Here is an 18,866-nt window from a genome sequence, read left to right on the forward strand (position 1 = left end):
TCGGAATGCAGGAGCTGCTGGACGAGCTGTCCCGCTCGGTGGGGTGCGGTGTGTCGGTGGACGACGTGTCGGGGCGGGTGGTCGGGCACAGCGAGCAGACCGACTCGGTGGACCCGGCGCGGGTGCGGGCGATCCTGGCCCGGCGGGTGCCACCGGAGGTCGCGGCGTGGCAGGACCTGCACGGTCTCGCCACCGCCACCGGGCCGGTGCGGGTGCCGTCCAACGAGGCGCTGGGGTTCCGGGCGCGCGTGGGGTTCCCGCTGCGGGACGACGGGGTGCTGGTGGGCTATCTGTGGGTGCTGGGCGAGCTGCCCGACGCGCTGGCCGCAGTGGTGCAGGAGCAGCTGCCCGCGGTGGCGGCGCAGGTGCCGTCGGGGGAGCGGGCTGCGGTGCGGGTGGTCGTGGCGCTGTCGCCGCGAGTGGTGCGGACGGTGCCCGCGGGTGCCGCGTTGCCGGAGCTGGACGGTCACGTCGGTGTCAGCGACCCGCACCCGCCCGGCCGCGCGGGCGCGGCCTACCAGCAGGCGCTCGCGGCGGCGGAGCTGTCGGCGCTGGACCCGGCGCTGCCGCGGGTGGCGCGGTGGTCGGAGCTGGGCGCGTACCGGCTGCTGCTGGGCGCGTCGCCGGGGGAGGTGCTGGCCGGGCTGTCCGCGACGCTGCTGGCCACGCTGGAGACCTACCTGGACTCCGGGTGCGACGCCCGCGCCGCGGCGGCGCGGCTGCACCTGCACCGGACCAGCCTGTACTACCGGTTGGGGCGCATCGCGGAGCTGACCGGTCGGGACCTGTCCGACGGGGCGGCCCGGCTGGAGCTGCACGTGGCGCTGAAGCTGGTGCGGCTGGCGCGGCGGCCGTGACGGCCCGGTCGCGGTTCACCGGCTGGCGGTGAGGGCGTGCCAGCTGCTGGAGCACGGCGCCGAAGAACTGCTCTCCGCCGAGCTGCCCGACTTCGCCCGCTGATCACCGCGGGGCTTCAGGAGGACAGAAAGCGGTCCAGCACGCGCGTGCCGAACCGCAGGCCCTCCACCGGCACCCGCTCGTCCACCCCGTGCGCCATCGCGCGGTAGTCGTAGCCGGGCGGCAGCAGCAGCGGCGAGAAGCCGTAGCAGTCGATGCCCAGCGCGGAGAACGCCTTGGCGTCGGTGCCGCCGCCCATGCAGTAGGGCACCACGACCGCCTCCGGGTCCTCCGCGCGCAGCGCCGCGGCCATGGCGTCGAACCACGGCGAGTCGATCGGGGCCTGCACCGGCGGCTGCGCCTCCAGCTGCTCGCGCACCACGTCCGGACCGATCAGCGAGTCCACGGTGGCCATCAGCTCCTCGGCGGTGCCGGGCAGAGCCCGCACGTCCACCTCCGCCGACGCGGTGCCGGGGATGACGTTGACCTTGTACCCGGCCCGCAGCACCGTCGGGGTGGTGCTGTTGCGCACCGTGGACTCGGCCAGGGCGCCGACCGGGCCCAGGCGGGCCAGCGTGCCGTCGACGTCGTCGAGGTCGACCTCGACGCCCAGCGCCGCGCCGGTGCGCTCCAGGAACGCCCGCACGGTGGGGCTCAGCCGCACCGGGTGCCGGTGGGCGGCCAGCCTGCCCAGCGCCCCGATCAGCTTGACCACGGCGTTGTCGTCGTTGCGCCGGGAGCCGTGCCCCGCCCGCCCGCGGGCGGTCAGACGCAGGTGGTACGTGCCGCGCTCGGCCGTGGCCACGGGGTAGATCCGCCGGTCGCCGAAGCGGTAGGAGTAGCCGCCGGACTCGCTGATCGCCGCCGCGCAGCCCGCGAAGAAGTCGGCGTGGTGCTCCACCAGCCAGCGCGCGCCCAGCACCCCCTGGTCCTCCTCGTCGGCCACGAACGCCAGCACCACGTCGCGCCGGGGCCCGCGGCCCTCGCGGGACCAGGTGCCCAGCACGGCCAGGACCATGGCGACCATGTCCTTCATGTCCACCGCGCCGCGCCCCCACAGGTAGCCGTCGCGCTCGACGCCGGAGAACGGCGGCACGCTCCACTCGGTCGGGTCTGCGGGCACCACGTCCAAGTGGGCCTGCACCAGCAGGGCGGGCAGCGACGGGTCCTCACCGGGCACCCGCGCCAGCACGTTGGTGCGCCGGGGCGCGGGTTCCAGCAGCGTCGCGGTGATGCCCAGGTCCTCCAGGTGCCCGGCGACGAACTCGGCGGCCTCCCGCTCGCCCGCCGAGTCGCCCCGGCCGCGGTTGGTGGTGTCGAACCGCAGCAGCGCCGAGCACAGGTCGACGACGTCCTCAGCCATAAATCCCTTCCACCGCCCCCGCCGCGATGGCGGTGACCACCTTGAACGCCTGCATCGCCAGGGTCATCGACGCGGCGTCGAACCCGACGCGCCGAGCGCCGACCCGCTCCACGGTGGGCACCACCGCCGCGGCGGCGGCCAGGTGGGTGGCGTCGAACTCCACCTCGACGCGGTGCGGCGCGGTCGCCGGGGTACCCCGCCGGGCGCGACCCATGCCCTCCCGCGCGGCCTCGGCGATGAGCCCCGCGGTGACCTCCGGCGGGGAGCAGATGGCGGCGTAGCGGCTGACGCACTCCTTGACCGCGACCAAGCGCGCGTCGGGAGCGTAGGAGCGGGCGTCGGCGCAGGTGCGGTCGTCGCCGGTGACCAGCAGGACCGGCACGCCGTGCTCGGCGGCCAGCGCGGCGTTGAGCCTGCCCTCGCAGGCGGGCAGGCCGTCCAGCCACACCCCGGTGATGGAGTTCTCCAGGTAGGTGTGGGCGAGCACGCCCTCCTCGCCCGCGCCCGCGTGGTAGCCGAGGAACACCACGCCGTCCACGCCGGAGTCCACGCCCTGCATCATCGACAGCGGCTTGTGCCTGCCGGTGAGCATCCTGGCGCGGGTGTCCAGCTCCTCCAGCAGCAGGTTGCGCTGGCTGGAGTGCGCCTCGTTGACCAGGACATCGGTCGCGCCGCCGTCGACCAGCCCGGCCACGCAGGCGTTGACGTCGCCGGTGAACAGCCGTCGGAAGCGCTGCCACTGCTCGGTCTGGGGGACCACGTCGGCGGTCCAGGTGACACCGGTGGCCCCCTCCATGTCCGCCGAGATCAAGATCCGCATACGACTACCGTATCGGGCTATGGAAATTCTTGACTAGGAGACCACGATAGTGGTTATTTCTTGACTTCACATCCGTGGGGAGGCGGTCGCGATGGGTGTACGACGGCGGATCGGCGCGGTCGGCGCGGTGGTCGGGCTGGTGGTGCTGCCCTGCGCGGCACCCGCACAAGCACAGTCCCCCATCACGCTGCGGGTGGCCATCACCCAACAGGTGGACTCGCTTAACCCGTTCCTGTCGATCACGCAGGCGGGCACCGAGGTCGGCAGGCTCATGTACGACTACCTGACCGCCTACAGCCAGGCCGACCAGCGCCCGGTGGAGGGCGTGGCGGACGAGTGGGAGTCGTCCGACGACAAGCTCACCTGGACCTTCCACGTGCCCGATGGCAAGAAGTGGTCCGACGGCAAGCCGGTCACGGCCAAGGACGTGGCGTTCACCTACAACCTGATGATGCGCGACCCGGTGGCCGCCACCGCCAACGGCAGCTTCACCGCCGAGTTCGACAGCGTCACCGCCACCGACGACCGCACGGTGGTGATCAGGACCAAGGCCCCGCAGGCCACCATGCTCGCCCTGGACATCCCGATCGTGCCCGAGCACGTGTGGTCCGCGGTGCAGAACATCGGCGAGTACCAGAACGAGGCCGTGCCGGTGGTGGGCAGCGGACCGTTCGTGCTCACCGAGTACCGGGCCAACGAGTTCATCCGGCTCACCGCGAACAAGGACTACTGGCGCGGCGCGCCCAAGTACGACGAACTGGTCTTCACCTACTACAAGACCGTGGACGCCGCCGCGCAGGCGCTGTCCAGGGGCGAGGTCGACCTGGTCAACCGCATGGGGCCCGCGCAGTTCGACTCGCTCAAGGGCAAGGAGGGCATCACCCTCAACAAGGCCAACGGCCGCCGCTTCAACGAGATCGTGATCAACCCTGGGGCGGCGACCAAGACCGGCGAGCCGATCGGCGACGGCCACCCCGCGCTCAAGGACGTGGTCGTGCGCCGCGCCATCGCCCAGGCCATCGACCTGGACGAGATCATCGAGAAGGTCAACGGCGGCTACGCCCAGCGCGGCACCGGCCTGATCCCGCCGGTCTTCCCCGACTTCCACCTGGACAAGCCCAACCCCGAGCGGGTGTACGACCCCGCGGCGGCGAACAAGGCGCTCGACGACACCGGGTACCGGCGCAACGCCGAGGGCACCCGCGTCTCCCCGGAGGGCCGCGAGCTGGAGCTGCGCCTGATCGGCCACGCCAGCCGCGCCTACGACGAGCAGACGGGTGAGTTCGTCAAGCGGTTCCTGGCCGACATCGGGATCGTGGTCGACGTGCAGATCGTCTCGGACAACCAGCTCAACGAGTCCACCACCGCGGGCACGTTCGACCTGGCCTTCTCCGGCTGGGGCACCAACCCCGACCCCGAGTCCATCCTGTCGCTGCACACCTGCGCCCAGCGGCCCAACGCCGACGGCAAGGGCGGCACCACCGACACGTTCTTCTGCGACGCCGAGTACGACGCCCTCTACGCCCAGCAGAAGGCCGAGTTCGACCTGGCCAAGCGCTCGGAGATCGTCAAGAGGATGCAGCAGCGGTTCTACGACCAGGTGCCCTCGGTGGTCCTGGGATACGACAACGCCCTGGAGGCGTACCGCAGCGACAAGTTCGCCGGCTTCCCGCTGCAGCCCGAGAAGGGCGGCGTGATCATGGCGCAGAACGGCGTGTGGGGCTACTACGGCGCCACGCCCACCGACAACGCGGGCCGGTCGTCCTCGGGCGGCAGCACCGCCCTGGTGATCGGCGGCGGGGCGGGCGCCCTGGTCGTGCTCGTCGGAGGCGCGTGGCTGGTCTCGCGCCGCCGGGGCGCGTCCGCCGGAGAACGGGAGTGATCGGCCACCTGGCCCGCAAGCTCGGCGGCGCGTTGGCCAGCCTGGTCTTCGTGGTCGTGCTGGGGTTCTTCCTGTTCCGGGTGATCCCCGGTGACCCGGTGGTCGCCATGACCAGGGGGCGCCCGGTGGGCAGCGCGCAGATCGCCGACCTGCGCGCGCGGCTCGGCCTGGACAAGTCGCTGGGCGAGCAGTTCCTGGACTACCTGGTCAACGCCGCCCGCGGTGACCTGGGCACTTCCTACGTCTACAACCGCCCGGTGGCCGACCTGATCGGCGAGCGGCTGTGGCCGACCGTGCTGCTGGTCGGCACGGCCACCGCGCTGGCCGTGGTGGTGGGGCTGTGGCTGGGCATCCGGGGCGCGTGGCGGCGCGGCAGCCGCTTCGACCGGGTCTCCACCGGCGTGGCGCTGACGCAGTGGGCGATGCCGACGTTCTGGCTGGGCATGCTGCTGTCGATGGCGACCGGGGACCTGTTCCCCACCGGCGGGATGCGCTACCCCGACACCCCGCCGGACTTCCTGTCGCAGTCGCTGGACGTGGCCCACCACATGGTGCTGCCGGTCATCACCATGGTCGCCGTGGTCTACGCCCAGTACCTGCTGGTGATGCGCTCGTCGCTGCTGGAGGAGATGCACGCGGACTACCTGGTCACCGCGCGCGCCAAGGGCCTGCGCGACGACCTGGTGCGCCGCCGCCACGCGGTGCCCAACGCGCTGCTGCCCACGGTGACCCTGGTGTTCCTGCACCTGGGGCTGGTGGTGTCGGGGGCGATCACGGTGGAGACGGTGTTCTCCTGGCCCGGTCTGGGCCTGCTGACCTACGAGGCGCTGACCGGACCGGACCTGCCGCTGCTGCAAGGCACCTTCGTGGTGCTGGCGGGCGCGGTGATCACCATGAACGTGCTGGCCGACCTGGTGTACCGGGTCCTGGACCCGCGGGTGCGTGCGGCATGACGGCGATCGTGTGGGAGCGCCGCCGGGCGGCGGCGTGGGCGACCTGGCGCGAGTTCGCCTCGCACCGGGGCGGCCTGGTGGGGTTGCTCGGGCTGGGCGCGATCGCGCTGCTGGCGCTGCTGGCGCCGCTGCTGACCGACCAGACCGGGCTGGACGTCACGCGCGCGCCCGGCAGGCCGTTCGAGCCGCCCAGCGGCGAGTTCTGGTTGGGCACCGACAACACCGGCCGCTCGGTGCTGCTGCTGACCTGGTGGGGCACCAGGGTCTCGCTGGTGGTCGGCCTGTCCGCGACCGTGCTGTCGGTGCTGATCGGCACGCTGGTGGGCGTCGCGGCGGCGCACTTCGGCGGCTGGACCTCGGCGCTGCTGATGCGGTTCACCGACTTCTTCCTGGTGCTGCCGTCGCTGGTGCTGGCCATCGCGCTGTCCACCGTGCTGCCGCGCGGGCTGGGCACGATCGTGCTGGCCATCGGCGCGACCTCCTGGCCCGCCACGGCACGGCTGGTGCGGGCGCAGACCCTGGCGGTGGAGGCGCGGCCGTTCATCGAGCGCGCCAAGGCGCTGGGCGGCGGCCACGCGCACGTCATCGGCAAGCACGTGCTGCCCGCGGTGCTGCCGCTGGTGTTCGTCAACACCACGCTGACCGTGGCAGGCGCGATCATCGCCGAGTCGACGCTGTCGTTCCTGGGCCTGGGCGACCCCACGCAGATCTCCTGGGGGTCCATGCTGCACGCGGCGAACGTGCACGGCGCGGTGTCGCAGCGGGCGTGGTGGTTCCTGGTCCCGCCGGGGCTGGGAGTGGTGCTGGTGGTGCTCGCGTTCACGATGTGCGGGCGGGCGCTGGAGACGGTGCTCAACCCTCGGCTGAAGGGGGAGCGGTGAGCCCACTGCTGGAGCTGCGCGACCTGAGCGTGCACTACGGGGGCGCGCGCGGCGGCACCGCCGCGGTCAAGTCGGTGAACCTGGCGCTGGATGCCGGGCAGACCCTCGGCCTGGCGGGCGAGTCCGGCTGCGGCAAGTCCACCGTGGCCATGTCGGTGCTGCGGCTGTTGCCCCGCGACGCCCGCATCGACGGGCAGGTGCTGCTCGACGGCGAGGACGTGCGCACCATGTCCTGGGGCAGGCTGCGGGCGGTGCGCTGGGCGTCGGCCTCGATCGTGTTCCAGGGCGCGATGCACGCGCTCAACCCGGTGCACCGGGTGGGCGAGCAGATCGCCGAGCCGATGCGCCTGCACGGCACCAAGGGGTCGGTGTCGGAGCTGCTGGCCCAGGTCGAGCTGCCGCCGCGGGTGGAGCGGGCCTACCCGCACGAGCTGTCGGGCGGGCAGAAGCAGCGGGTGATGATCGCGATGGCGCTGGCGTGCTCGCCTCGGCTGGTCATCGCCGACGAGCCGACCACCGCGCTGGACGTGGTGGTGCAGGCGCAGGTGCTGGCGCTGCTGAGCAGGCTGGTCACCGAGCGCGGCATCGGGCTGGTGATGATCAGCCACGACCTGTCGGTGCTGGCCGCCACGTGCGACCGGCTGGCGGTGATGCAGCGTGGCGAGGTCGTCGAGGAGGGGCCCGCGCGGTCGGTGATCAGCGCGCCCACCCATCCGCACACCCAGGCGCTGGCCTCGGCGTTCCCGGTGATCGGCGACCCGGCGTTCCGCTACGTCACCGAGTCCGCGCCGGAGGGCCCGGTGCTGCTGCGCGCGGAGCGGGTGAAGGTCGACTTCGGCTCCACCACCGCGGTGGCCGGGGTGGATCTGGAGGTGCGCGCGGGCGAGATCGTGGCGCTGGTCGGGCAGTCCGGCTCGGGCAAGACCACGCTGGCCCGGACCCTGCTGGGGCTGCAGAAGCCCACCTCCGGACGGGTGCTGTTCGACGGCAGGCCACTGCCCTCCTCCTCGGCCGGGCTCAAGGACTACCGGCGGCAGGTGCAGCTGGTGCTGCAGGACCCGACCAGCGCCCTCAACCCCCGGCACTCGGTCTACGAGTCGGTGGCCGAGGGGCTGCGCATCCACCGCGTGCCCGGCGACGAGGGGCAACTGGTGGCCGAGGCGCTCAACGCCGCCGAGCTGCGCCCGCCGGAGCTGTTCTTCCCCTCGCTGCCGCACGAGCTCTCCGGCGGCCAGCGCCAGCGCGTGGTGATCGCGGGCGCGCTGGCGCTGGGACCGCGGCTGCTCGTCGCCGACGAGCCGGTGGCCTCGCTGGACGCCTCGGTGCGCGGCGAGATCCTGGCGCTGCTGCTGCGGCTGCGCCGCGAGCTGGGCCTGGGCGCCCTGGTGATCACCCACGACCTGGGGTTGGCGTGGAGCATCGCCGACCGGGTGGTGGTGATGTACCACGGCGAGTTCGTCGAGCAGGGGCCGGTGGAGGGGGTGCTGCTGCGCCCCCGGCACGACTACACCCGCAGGCTGCTGGCGGCGGTGCAGCCGTTCGGCTCGGTCTGAATCGACCGGTTTGATTGCCGCCGGTGATCGAGCCGTTCGGGTGGTGGACCGGTTCCGGGTTGCTGTCGGGGGTGCGAGGGCTGCTGGTCCGACCAGCTTTCCAGGACTTCGGGTCGTGGGTGTCCTGTTCGAACGGGGTCCGGGCGATCCCGGCGACCGCAGCGCCGGGACGCACGACGCTGCGGTACGCGATCGACGGCGCGCTCTACGCCCTCGACTGCCCTCGCCCGCTCACCTCAGCCCGGAGTTCGGCGTAGGGACGACCCTGGTGACCTCGATCCGGTCGACGAGCAGGAAGCTCTTCACCTTCGGGTCGAGCTCGTCCCGCCAGCGGTCGCTCTGGTAGACGTTGGCGTACAGGGCGGCCCGCTCCTGCTCGTCCTCGAACCGGCGGATCCACACGTAGCCGTCCGGGTCCTCCTCGTCCACGAACGACGCCGTGACCGACATCCCCCGTTCGACCTGGAACGGGATGACGGTGTCCTCCATGTAACGGACCCATTCGTCGCGCAGCCCCGGCCGGACCTGGTAGCGGCGGATCTCATAGAACATCGGGTGCTCCAGTGCTTTCGAGGCGGGGATTCAGGAAGCGACGTGCAGGACGAGCTTGCCGCGGGTGCGGTTGGACTCACCGCGGGTGTGAGCCTCGGCGACCCGCTCGAGCGGGAACACCTCTTCGACCTCCACCACCACCTCGCCGGAGTCGATGAGCGAGCCGATGGTGGTGAGCGCGGGCCCGTCCGGCTCGACCAGGAACGGCGACACCCGCTTGCCCTTGGCCTCGGCCGCGGCGGCCAGCTCGGGCGAGACGCCTGCCGGGATGGCGACCAGGAGCCCACCGGGGCGCAGCACGTCCAGCGACCGCGTGCTGGTGTTGTCGTGGAGGTCGCCGACCAGGTCGATCACGACGTCGACGTCGGAGACCGCGTCCTCGAACCGGACGGCGGTGTAGTCGACGAGCTCGTCCGCGCCGAGCTTGGTGAGCCAGTCGTGGCTGCCCGCCCGAGCGGTGCCGATCACGTGGGCGCCGAGGTGCTTGGCGAACTGGACCGCGAAGTGGCCGACGCCGCCGCCCGCGGCGTGGACCAGCACGCGCTGCCCCGACTGGAGGTGCGCGGTGTCCACCAGGGCCTGCCACGCGGTGAGCGCGGCGAGCGGCACCGCCGCGGCCTGCTCGTGGCTGATGCTCGAAGGCTTGCGGGCGAACTGGCGGGCAGGCGCGGTGACGTACTCGGCGTAGCCGCCCGCCGCCCGCGGGAACCAGGGCATGCCGTAGACCTCGTCGCCCTCGCGCAGGGTCGTGACGCCGAAGCCGACCTTCTCCACGACACCGGAGACGTCCCAGCCCAGGGTGAACGGCGGCTCGCCGAGCACGCCCGCCATGCCCGACCCGGCGCGGGTCTTCCAGTCCACCGGGTTGATGCCTGCCGCGTGCACCTTCACCCGGACCTCGGTCGGCAGCGGTTCGGGGCGGGGCACCTGCTCCACCGAAAGCACGTCGGGACCGCCGATGGCGTGCTGGACGACGGCGCGCATCGATGCGTCGGACACTGGTTCTCTCCCTGGATCAGTTACTCGGAAAGACCCGAGGATGATCTTTCCCTGAACGCCGAAAACGTATCCCCAGGGATATAGTTACCTGCAAGGGTTAAAACTTCCCAATGGGAAGTATCGAGGTGAAGGGCTTGCCATGACCACCGTGTGCCTGACCGGACAGCACTCCGACCACGACGTCTACGCCGCGCAGTGCCCGTGCCGGGCGATGCTGGACCTGCTGGCGAACAAGTGGTCCGCGCTGGCCATCGGCGCGCTCGAGGACGGCCCGCGGCGTTTCGGCGAGCTCCAGCGGCACCTGCAGGGAGTCAGCCCGAAGGTGCTGACCCAAACCCTGCGGCGCCTGAAGGACTTCGGCCTCGTGGACCGCACTGTCTACCCCGCGGTGCCCCTGCACGTCGAGTACTCGCTCACCGAGCTCGGGCACAGCGCGGCAGTGCCGCTGCGGATGCTGCGCAGCTGGGTGGAGGACAACATCGACAGCGCCGCCCGCGCCGGGGCGTCCTGCGCGGGCTAGACCACGACGAACCGCCGACAACGCCGGGCACCCGCCGAAACCGCGCCCGCCGGCCGGTGAACTCGGGCTCAGCCGAGCAGCGGGCGCAGCCCGTCGAGCAGGGCAGTGCTGGGGCGGCCCGCGAGGCGTGACAGGTCGCCGGTGGTCAGCGCCAGCGCGCCCGCGCGGGTGCCCGCGTCGAGCGCGACGAGGAACCCGGCGGTCTGCTCGTCCACGCCCGCATCGAGAAGTGCGGCCAGGTGCTCCTCGGGGGTGACACCGCGGTGCACCACCTCGCGGCCCAGCAGGGTCGAGAACGCCAGGGCCAGCTCGTCGAAGTCCCAGGCGTAGTCGCCGGAGAGCTCGTAGACCTTGTTCTCGTGGCCCTGCCCCACCAGCGCGCCCGCGGTCGCGGCGGCGTAGTCGGCGCGGGTGGCGCTGGCCACGCGGCCCTCACCCGCGCTGGTGAGCACCTCGCCGGTGGCCGCGGCCTGCTGCAGCGCCGGGGCGTAGTTCTCGGTGTACCAGCCGTTGCGCAGGAGGGTGAACGGCAGACCGGAGTCCCTGATCAGCTGCTCGGTCTCGACGTGGTCGGCGGCCAGCACCAGCGGGCTGCCCTCGGCGGAGAGCACGCTGGTGTAGAGCAGCCGGGACACCCCCGCGCGCACGGCGGACCCGATCACGGCCCGGTGCTGGGCGACCCTGGTGCCGACCGCGTCGCTGGAGATCAGCAGCAGGGTGTCGCCCTCGGACAGCGCGGCGTCCATGCTCGCCGGGTCGTCGTAGTCGAAACGGGTGGTGGTGACGCCGAGCGCGGCCAGGTCGGTGATCCTGTCCAGGTTGCGCCCACCCGCCACGATCCGGTCGGCGGGCACGCCGCGGTCGAGCAGTTCGGTGACGACCAGGCGGCCCAACTGGCCGGTGGCGCCGGTGATGACGAACGACATGGCGCGACGGTAACGGCCCGCGCGCACGCCTGCCCGTTCGGACAGCGGATCGGGGGTTCACCCCCTGGAGCGCTGTGGGCGCAGGAGCTACTCCTGGGAGCGTGGCGACTCCGCCGCATGCGCGGACCAGGCGCCGGACTCGCCCGCGTCGCGGACGAGCAGGGCGATCTGCACCCGGTTGGTCAGCCGGAGCTTGGCGAGCGAGCGGCTGACGTGGGCCTTGATGGTGGTCTCGGTCATGCCGAGTGCCCTGGCGATCTCGGCGTTGGCCAGCCCTCGCGCCACCGCGTGGGCGACGTCCCGTTCGCGAGCGGTGAGCACGGCCAGGCGTTCCCGCGCGGCACGGACATCCGGTGAGAACTGGTCCGCGAACGCGTCGATCATCCGTTTGGTGACCGTGGGCGCGAGTACGGCGCTGCCGTCGGCCGCGGTGCGGACGGCGGCGATCAGGTCGCGGGGCGCGGTGTCCTTCAGCAGGAATCCCGCGGCCCTGGCGCGCAGGGCCGCGTGGACGAACTCGTCGCGGTCGAAGGTGGTCAGCATGAGCACCTTCGGCGGGCTCTGGGACCGGTTGATCTCCTGGAGCGCGGCCACTCCGTCCATGCGCGGCATCCGCACGTCCATGAGCACGACTTGCGGCCGATGGCGGGCGACGGCGGTGATGGCCTCCGTGCCGTTCCCGGCCTCGGCGACCACCTCGATGTCGTCGGCGGCCTCCAGGATCATGCGCAGCCCGGTCCGCACCAGGGTTTCGTCGTCGACGACGAGCACCCGGATCATGTCGGAAGCGTCGCGGACACGAGGAAACCGCCGTCCGGCTCCGGTCGGGCGACGAACGTGCCGCCCAGGACTTCGACGCGCTCCCTCAGACCGATCAGGCCGAGGCCGCTGCCGGACATCGCCGGTCCGGGATCGGACGGTGCGGTGTTGCCGACCGTGATCTCCAGCGCCGAGGGCGAGTACCGCACGACCACCCGCGCGGTGGCGGTGCTCGCGTGCTTGTGCACGTTGGTCAGGGCTTCCTGGACGATCCGGTAGGCGGTGTGCTCCACCACGGCGGGCAACCCGCGTGCCGTGCCGCTGTCGTGCCGTTCCACGACAACGCCGACCGACCTGGACTGGTCGAGCAGCCAGTCGAGGTCGGCGAGCGTCGGCTGTGGTCGGGCGGCTTCCCCGTCCGCTTCACCGAGTATCCCCAGAACCGCTCTCAGCTGGGTGAGCGCCTGCTTGCCCGTCGTGCGGATGAGTTCCGCCTCCGCCGCGGTCCTGTCGTCGGTCGCGTTGATCTCCAGCGCTCCGGCGCGCAGCACCATCAGCGAGACCCGGTGGGCCACCACGTCGTGCATGTCCCGCGCGATGCGGGCGCGTTCGTGCGCACGGGCCTGCTCGGCGCGGGCGGCTTGCTCCCGTTCCAGCCTCTCGGCGCGCTCGCGCAGCCCGTCCACCACCTGGCCGCGCGCGGCCGCCCACAGCCCGATCACCAGCGGAAGCCAGACGAACAGCGGTGCGCTGCCCAGCGAGGAGGCGATGTCGGTGCCGGGGCGCGGCAGGACCGCCGGCAGGCTCGCGGTCACCGCGTAGAGCACCAGGTGGAGCGGTCGCCGGTAGGTGGTCGCCGCGACGTACGACGTCACGGCGACCAGGAGGCCCGGTGACCGGACCACGGCGTCCACAGCCGTCACCACCAGCAGCGGCCATCGCCGTTGCGGCGTCATCCGGATCGCGACCGCGGCCAGCAGGCCGACTGCGGTCGCCTGGACGTAATCGGGGACTGACGCGAGTCCGAGCAGGTCGAGGCTGCGCAGCCCCGCGTCGGGGAGGGCCGAGGGGAGGAAAGCGCCGCAAAAAGCAGCCGCTGGAAGCCACCAGGGTGCCGCGCCACCGCGCGAGGAGCGCATCCGCGGCGACACGTTGCCCATCCGCCTGATCATAACGAGGTACCGGGTCCGGGGAACGACGTGTCACCAGCTCAAGATCTTCAACGGCTCGCGGCCGGAAGCGTGCGGGCCCCTGATCCGCAGCTCGGGCACGGCGTTCCGCAGCACCCGGATGCCCAGCGGCACGAACACCGGGCACAGGGCGGCGGAGGTGACGACACTGGCGAAGGTGCTCTCCTTCAGCACACCGGTCCACAACGTCCCCGACAGGAGGAACAGCAGGAGACGCCCCGTGCCGAACACCCCCGACCGGTAGGCGCCGATGGCCAGCACGAGGGTTCCGATGTACAGGCCGAAAGCCGCCGTGATGGGAACCCGCCACGGACCGTAGGAGATGTCCACGTACGCGTCCATCACGGTCTCGGTGGCCTCGTCGAGTCCCAGTCGCCCCACCAGTTCGAAAGCGGTCTGGTCCACGCCCGCCCAGTACAGGCGGGAGAACAGGCCCACGACGACGAGCGTGCCCGCCACGAAGGCGAGCTTCGGGGAGTGCACGGCGACGATCTGGGCCAACGTGACGACCGCGGGGCACAGCAGGATGGCCCCGGCCGCGAAACACGCGTAACCGGCCGTGGTCAGCGCGGGGTTCGCCAGGTAGACGGCCAACTGCGACGCAGCGGCGAACGGCTGCCTGGCGAACCAGTCCACCTGCTCGGCCGAGAAGGTGGCCGAGCGCTGCGCCAGATGGCGCAGGAGCAACCCCGTCAGCCACACGAGGGGGCCGAGTACGAGTGCCGTGCCTCCGATGACCCTGCCGGGGAACAGGGCATCGTGGTGGGCCACCGGGGACGTCTTCCCCCTGCCGCCTGATCCGGCGTTCGTGTCCGGTCGTGTCATGGCCGGAACCCTGGACCACCGACGGCGCGACCACATCCTTCGATCGATGCGCGAGCCGTCTCCTTGGTAGTACCGCCGCCCTGCGCGGCGGCACCGCCTGGGACCGGGGGCGTGGGCGGCGCCGCACCCTCGTCACAGGTACTTCTTCAGCTCCCGCTTGGCCAGCGACATGCGGTGGACCTCGTCGGGGCCGTCGGCCAGCCGCAGGGTGCGGGCCGCAGCCCACAGCTGGGCCAGCGGGAAGTCCTGGCTGACCCCGCCCGCGCCGTGCGCCTGGATGGCCTTGTCCAGCACCCACTCGGCCATCAGCGGGGTGGCGATCTTGATCGCCTGGATCTCGGTGTGCGCGCCCTTGTTGCCCACGGTGTCCATCAGCCACGCGGTCTTGAGCACCAGCAGCCGGGCCTGCTCGATGCGCACCCGGGACTCGGCGATCCACTCCTGCACCACGCCTTGGCGGGCCACCGGCTTGCCGAAGGCCACCCGCTCGATCGCGCGGCGGCACATCAGCTCCAGCGCCCGCTCGGCCATGCCGATCAGCCGCATGCAGTGGTGGATGCGTCCCGGCCCCAGCCGGGCCTGGGCGATGGCGAAGCCCTCGCCCTCGCCCGCGATGAGGTTGTCCGCGGGCACCCGCACGTCGTCGAAGACGATCTCGGCGTGACCGCCGTGGTCCGCGTCGGTGTAGCCGAACACGTGCATCCCGCGCTTGACGTGCACACCGGGGGTGTCGCGGGGGACCAGGACCATCGACTGCTGGCGGTGCCGCTCGGCCTGCGGGTCGGTCTTGCCCATCACGATCAGGATCTCGCAGTGGGGTGCCATCGCGCCGGAGGACCACCACTTGCGGCCGTTGATGACGTAGTGGTCGCCGTCGCGCTCGATGCGGGTGGCGATGTTGGTGGCGTCGGAGGAGGCCACGTCCGGTTCGGTCATGCAGAACGCGGAGCGGATCTCGCCCGCCAGCAGCGGCTGGAGCCACTGCTGCTTCTGCCGCTGGGTGCCGAACATCGCCAGCACCTCCATGTTGCCGGTGTCCGGCGCGGCGCAGTTGAGCGCTTCGGGGGCCAGGTGCGGGCTGCGGCCGGTGATCTCGGCCAGCGGCGCGTACTGCAGGTTGGTCAGCCCGGCGCCGTGCTCGGCGTCGGGCAGGAACAGGTTCCACAGCCCTTGGCGGCGCGCCCGGGCCTTGAGCTCCTCCAGCACCGGGGGGCGCGCCCACGGGTCGGTGGCGGTGGCCAGCTGCTCGTGGGCCACCGCCTCGGCCGGGTAGACGAACTCGTCCATGAACGCCAGCAGCCGCTGCCGCAGCTCCTCGGTCCTGGCGTCGTACGCGAAGTCCATCAGTGCTCCCCTGCTGTCTGGGCGAGACCGCGCCGGACCAGCGGCAGGGTCATCGCGCCGATGGTGTCGAAGCCCGCGCCCACGGTCTTGCCGGAGGTGAAGCGGTAGTGGATGCCCTCGATGATCACGGCGAGCTTGAAGTAGCCGAAGGCGGTGTACCAGCCCAGGCCGGTGACGTCGGCGCCGCTGCGCAGGGCGTAGCGCTGGACCAGCCGCTCGGTGTCGGCGAAGCCGGGCAGCGACGGGACGGTGCCGGTGATCGGGTCGTCCTCGGCGCCGCCGAGGCCGCTCCAGTACACGCACAGCAGCCCCAGGTCGGCCAGCGGGTCGCCCAGGGTGGCCATCTCCCAGTCCAGCACCGCGCTGATCCCCAGCGGGTCGGCGGTGACCAGCACGTTGTCCAGCCGGTAGTCGCCGTGCACGATGGCGGCGCGGCGGGGGGAGGGCACGCTGCCCGCCAGCCGGTCGCGCAGCTCGTCGATGCCGGGCAGCTCGCGGCTGCGCGAAGCCTCAAGCTGCTTGCCCCACCGCGCGACCTGGCGCCGCAGGAACCCGTCGGGGCGGCCGAAGTCGCCGAGGCCGACCTGGGCCGGGTCGACCGCGTGCAGGTCGACCAGCACGTCGACCAGCCGGTCGGACAGCGCCGCGGCCTTGTCCGGGGTCAGCCACGGGCACTGGTCGCGGTGCCGCAGCGCCTGGCCGGGCATCTCCCGCATCAGGTAGAACGGCGCGCCGAGCACCTCGGGGTCCTCGCACAGCAGCTCCACGCCCGGCACCGGCACCGCGGTACCCGCCAGCGCGGAGATCACCCGGTACTCGCGGGACATGTCGTGCGCGGTGGCCAGCACGTGGCCCAGCGGCGGGCGGCGCAGCACCCAGCGGTGTCGCCCGTCGGTGACCCGGTAGGTCAGGTTGGAGCGGCCGCCGGGGATCAGCTCGCCGGTCAGCGGGCCGGTGCCCAGGTGCGCGGCCAGCCGGTCGAGGTCCAGACCGGGCAGCTCGGTGCCGCTCACGCGGCGGCCCCCAGCAGTTCGGCGATCACCGCGCGGGTGCTCTCGGCGTCGGTGTGCCGGTGGGCGTGCAGGCCCACCGCCCTGGCGCCCTCGACGTTGGCGGGCGCGTCGTCGAAGAAGGCGCACCGGTGGGCGGGCAGGCCGAGGCGCTGCAGGGTGTGCTCGAAGATGCGCGGGTCAGGTTTGCGCAGCCCGACGCGCCCGCTGATGACGACCACGTCGAACAGCTCCAGCAGCAGGGTCTCGGGGTAGCCCTCGCCCCAGCTGTTGGACAGCAGCGCCGTGGTCACCCCGTCGGCGCGCAGCCCGCGCACCAGCTCGACCATGGCGGGGTCGGGGTGGGCGCTGCCGAACATCCGGCGCAGCAGGCCCTTGGCGGCGACCTCGCGGCCGTCGAGGGTGACCAGCTCGGCGGCCAGCAGCGCCTCGAACTCGGCCACGGTCAGCTCGCCGGTCTCCAGCCGGAGCACGGGGCTGTCCGGCATCGCCTCGCGTCCCATCCAAGCGCGCATGGTGCTCCGGTAACGGTCGCGGTCGATGCCCTCCGCGCCCAGCCAGTCCTCGATGAACTGCGGCACCGAGACGGTGAGCACGCCGCCCCAGTCCAGCACCACGGCGTCGATCCGACGCTGTCTCGCATTGGCCACGCGGCGAGGGTACCGACCGGTCGGTATGTCAGCAAGCGGTTCTTTTCAAAAACGTGAACACGTTGTTCGCGTCTGACTTCTCGCAATTTCGCGGAAATTCGGGCGCGTTCTCCGGAACCGTCCCGCCGATCGGGTCCGTCGAACAGCGCGGAGGGGTCGTGCCGATTCTGGTCACCGGTGCCACGGGCACCGTCGACAGCAGCGTCGTGCGCTTACTGCTCCACCCAGGGCAACAACCATCCCGGCCTGGACGACGACGATCCGCCGGAGGCCCGGCACCGGGTGTTCCAGCGCGCCATCGAATCCTCGGAACGGACTGGACGCATGTGTTTCCCGGCGAATTCATGGCCAACACCAGGGAATGGGCGCCGTCGATCCGGGCCGAGGCGGTGGTGCGGGCCCCGTTCGGCGACTGGCTCAGCGCCATGGTGCACGAGGACGACGGGCCGCGATGACGCGGTGCGGCGGCTGATCGGCGAGGTGGTCGGCAGGCCGGTGCGGGGCACTGGCGGGAGCTCTACTCGCCGCAGGTGGTCGAGTGGTTCCCGGAGAGGGGCGAGCACCCGGAGGGCGACGCCCGGGTCTCGCCCGACGTCGCCGAGGTCACCCCGGCTCGGGCCTGCTGACCGCGTTGCGCAGCCGGATGCCGCTGAACCCCAGCGTGGAGGCGGTGACGCGGTCCCAGAACGGCCACAGCGAGGTGGTCAGCCGCAGCTCGACGCCCGCTTGCCCGTGCAACCGCACCAGGTCGCCGACCGGCTGCGGCGGGCCCAGCGGCACCACCGGACCGGTGGCCACGTGGGCGTGCGGAGGGTCGCCGATCGGCCGGAACGCCGAGGCGTCGAACCGGTAGGCGTAGAGCCTGGCGGACAGCAGCGCGGGCAGCCACCGGTACTCCACGACGTGCACGCGACCCGCGCCCAACCAAGCCCGGTCCGCCTCGGTGGTGGTCGGCTCGACCCAGGCCATCGCCCGCGGGCACTGGCGGGGGAACCAGTAGTCGGGAGCGCGTGCGCCGTCAACCGCCCACACGTAGGCGCCGGGGACCTTGGCGGTGGCGGCCACGTGCGGGACGAAGCGGGTGATCGTGGAATCCTCGGAGAAGTGCAGCACTTCTCCCGCGGCCGGTCGCATGGTGGCAGTCTGGCGGGAACCCGGCCCGCCGAGGACCGGATTCCCGCCGGACGCGTGATGGACCGCGGGGTGCGCGCGCGGTGGTGTCGGCCGCGCGTCAGGCGTTGATCTCCTTGCGGCCGGTGTCGCTGCCGCCGATGGCGATCTTGCGCGGCTTGGCCTTCTCGGCGATCGGGATGCGCAGGGTCAGCACGCCCGCGTCGTAGTCGGCCTTGATGTGGTCGGTGTCCAGCGTGTCGCCCAGGAACAACTGCCGGGAGAACACGCCCAGCGGGCGCTCGGAGACCTGCATCTCGACGTTGTCGCCGGAGTGGGCGGGACGGCGCTCGGCCTTGACCGTCAGCACGTTGCGCTCCACGTCGAGCTCGATGGCGTCCGTGGCGACACCGGGCAGGTCGAACTCCACGACGAACTCGTCCCCGACGCGGTAGGCGTCCATCGGCATGGCCGTGGGGCGGGACCAGGTGCCCGGTCCGGTGAACAGCTGCTGGGTCAGCCTGTCCAGCTCACGGAACGGGTCGGTGCGCATCAACATGGGAAGACACCTCCTGTGTGGCTGTTCTCTGGACAGTCAATGCGCTGTGCCACCACAGTAGCGCGTCGTCACT

General features: G+C 72.2%; 20 protein-coding genes. 7 read left to right on the plus strand and 13 right to left on the minus strand.

Features of this window, described 5'->3' with window-relative positions; all coding sequences use genetic code 11:
* Positions 1–5 precede the first annotated feature (5 nt).
* Positions 6–857: a helix-turn-helix domain-containing protein gene (locus IEZ00_RS13650; protein ID WP_189223591.1), complete on the plus strand. Its 852-nt coding sequence runs from the start codon at positions 6–8 to the stop codon at positions 855–857.
* Between the two features lie 116 nt (positions 858–973).
* Here IEZ00_RS13650 and IEZ00_RS13655 read toward each other — a convergent pair whose 3' ends face one another.
* Both IEZ00_RS13655 and IEZ00_RS13660 read right to left on the minus strand, forming a co-directional pair.
* Positions 974–2,260 (minus strand): M20/M25/M40 family metallo-hydrolase, encoded by a 1,287-nt coding sequence (locus IEZ00_RS13655; RefSeq protein ID WP_189223592.1) that lies wholly within the window; start codon positions 2,258–2,260, stop codon positions 974–976.
* The gene (locus IEZ00_RS13660) at positions 2,253–3,080 is read right to left on the minus strand and encodes a M55 family metallopeptidase (RefSeq protein ID WP_189223593.1); all 828 of its coding nucleotides are present in this window, start codon (positions 3,078–3,080) and stop codon (positions 2,253–2,255) included. Before IEZ00_RS13660 ends, IEZ00_RS13655 begins: the two co-directional genes overlap by 8 nt.
* Positions 3,081–3,171: 91 nt before the next feature.
* Here IEZ00_RS13660 and IEZ00_RS13665 point away from each other — a divergent pair, with 91 nt between their 5' ends.
* Genes IEZ00_RS13665 through nikE form a run of 4 tightly spaced genes read left to right on the plus strand, consistent with a single transcriptional unit; the run spans position 3,172 to position 8,349 of the window.
* On the plus strand, positions 3,172–4,962 hold the full coding sequence (locus tag IEZ00_RS13665; RefSeq protein WP_189223594.1) for an ABC transporter substrate-binding protein: 1,791 nt from the start codon (positions 3,172–3,174) through the stop codon (positions 4,960–4,962).
* A complete protein-coding gene (locus tag IEZ00_RS13670; RefSeq protein WP_189223595.1) occupies positions 4,914–5,915 on the plus strand; it encodes an ABC transporter permease in 1,002 nt (333 codons plus the stop codon). Before IEZ00_RS13665 ends, IEZ00_RS13670 begins: the two co-directional genes overlap by 49 nt.
* On the plus strand, positions 5,912–6,796 hold the full coding sequence (locus IEZ00_RS13675) for an ABC transporter permease (protein ID WP_189223596.1): 885 nt from the start codon (positions 5,912–5,914) through the stop codon (positions 6,794–6,796). Before IEZ00_RS13670 ends, IEZ00_RS13675 begins: the two co-directional genes overlap by 4 nt.
* A complete protein-coding gene (gene nikE / locus IEZ00_RS13680; protein ID WP_189223597.1) occupies positions 6,793–8,349 on the plus strand; it encodes a nickel ABC transporter ATP-binding protein NikE in 1,557 nt (518 codons plus the stop codon). Before IEZ00_RS13675 ends, nikE begins: the two co-directional genes overlap by 4 nt.
* A 231-nt stretch (positions 8,350–8,580) precedes the next feature.
* On the opposite strand, the gene IEZ00_RS13685 is transcribed toward nikE, so the two are convergent.
* On the minus strand, positions 8,581–8,901 hold the full coding sequence (locus tag IEZ00_RS13685; RefSeq protein WP_189223598.1) for an NIPSNAP family protein: 321 nt from the start codon (positions 8,899–8,901) through the stop codon (positions 8,581–8,583).
* A gap of 30 nt (positions 8,902–8,931) precedes the next feature.
* A complete protein-coding gene (locus IEZ00_RS13690) occupies positions 8,932–9,885 on the minus strand; it encodes an NADP-dependent oxidoreductase (RefSeq protein ID WP_189223901.1) in 954 nt (317 codons plus the stop codon).
* Positions 9,886–10,039: 154 nt separating this feature from the next.
* Between IEZ00_RS13690 and IEZ00_RS13695 the strand changes: the two genes are divergently transcribed.
* Positions 10,040–10,420 (plus strand): winged helix-turn-helix transcriptional regulator, encoded by a 381-nt coding sequence (locus IEZ00_RS13695; RefSeq protein WP_189223599.1) that lies wholly within the window; start codon positions 10,040–10,042, stop codon positions 10,418–10,420.
* 68 nt (positions 10,421–10,488) lie between these two features.
* On the opposite strand, the gene IEZ00_RS13700 is transcribed toward IEZ00_RS13695, so the two are convergent.
* The 7 genes from IEZ00_RS13700 to IEZ00_RS13730 all read right to left on the minus strand — a co-directional run bounded on the left by IEZ00_RS13700 (position 10,489) and on the right by IEZ00_RS13730 (position 17,124).
* Positions 10,489–11,346 (minus strand): SDR family oxidoreductase, encoded by an 858-nt coding sequence (locus tag IEZ00_RS13700; RefSeq protein WP_189223600.1) that lies wholly within the window; start codon positions 11,344–11,346, stop codon positions 10,489–10,491.
* 87 nt (positions 11,347–11,433) lie between these two features.
* Positions 11,434–12,126 (minus strand): response regulator, encoded by a 693-nt coding sequence (locus tag IEZ00_RS13705; protein WP_189223601.1) that lies wholly within the window; start codon positions 12,124–12,126, stop codon positions 11,434–11,436.
* Positions 12,123–13,265 (minus strand): sensor histidine kinase, encoded by a 1,143-nt coding sequence (locus IEZ00_RS13710; RefSeq protein WP_229795590.1) that lies wholly within the window; start codon positions 13,263–13,265, stop codon positions 12,123–12,125. The genes IEZ00_RS13705 and IEZ00_RS13710 overlap by 4 nt, the downstream gene beginning before the upstream one ends.
* 42 nt (positions 13,266–13,307) lie before the next feature.
* A complete protein-coding gene (locus tag IEZ00_RS13715) occupies positions 13,308–14,066 on the minus strand; it encodes a hypothetical protein (RefSeq protein ID WP_229795592.1) in 759 nt (252 codons plus the stop codon).
* Between the two features lie 186 nt (positions 14,067–14,252).
* The gene (locus IEZ00_RS13720; protein WP_189223603.1) at positions 14,253–15,464 is read right to left on the minus strand and encodes an acyl-CoA dehydrogenase family protein; all 1,212 of its coding nucleotides are present in this window, start codon (positions 15,462–15,464) and stop codon (positions 14,253–14,255) included.
* Complete coding sequence (locus IEZ00_RS13725) at positions 15,464–16,477, minus strand: phosphotransferase family protein (protein WP_189223604.1); 1,014 nt, start codon at positions 16,475–16,477, stop codon at positions 15,464–15,466. Before IEZ00_RS13725 ends, IEZ00_RS13720 begins: the two co-directional genes overlap by 1 nt.
* Positions 16,474–17,124: an HAD family hydrolase gene (locus tag IEZ00_RS13730; protein ID WP_189223605.1), complete on the minus strand. Its 651-nt coding sequence runs from the start codon at positions 17,122–17,124 to the stop codon at positions 16,474–16,476. The genes IEZ00_RS13725 and IEZ00_RS13730 overlap by 4 nt, the downstream gene beginning before the upstream one ends.
* A gap of 53 nt (positions 17,125–17,177) precedes the next feature.
* Here IEZ00_RS13730 and IEZ00_RS36575 point away from each other — a divergent pair, with 53 nt between their 5' ends.
* On the plus strand, positions 17,178–17,579 hold the full coding sequence (locus IEZ00_RS36575; RefSeq protein WP_229795594.1) for an SDR family oxidoreductase: 402 nt from the start codon (positions 17,178–17,180) through the stop codon (positions 17,577–17,579).
* 148 nt (positions 17,580–17,727) lie between these two features.
* Here the strand turns inward: IEZ00_RS36575 and IEZ00_RS13740 are convergent, their stop codons facing one another.
* The gene (locus tag IEZ00_RS13740) at positions 17,728–18,258 is read right to left on the minus strand and encodes a DUF6886 family protein (RefSeq protein ID WP_189223606.1); all 531 of its coding nucleotides are present in this window, start codon (positions 18,256–18,258) and stop codon (positions 17,728–17,730) included.
* Between the two features lie 97 nt (positions 18,259–18,355).
* Complete coding sequence (locus IEZ00_RS13745) at positions 18,356–18,793, minus strand: Hsp20/alpha crystallin family protein (RefSeq protein WP_189223607.1); 438 nt, start codon at positions 18,791–18,793, stop codon at positions 18,356–18,358.
* Between the last annotated feature and the right edge of the window lie 73 nt (positions 18,794–18,866).

The sequence above is a fragment of the Saccharothrix coeruleofusca genome (assembly GCF_014648515.1).
In the GTDB taxonomy this organism is placed as follows: Bacteria; Actinomycetota; Actinomycetes; order Mycobacteriales; family Pseudonocardiaceae; genus Actinosynnema; species Actinosynnema coeruleofuscum.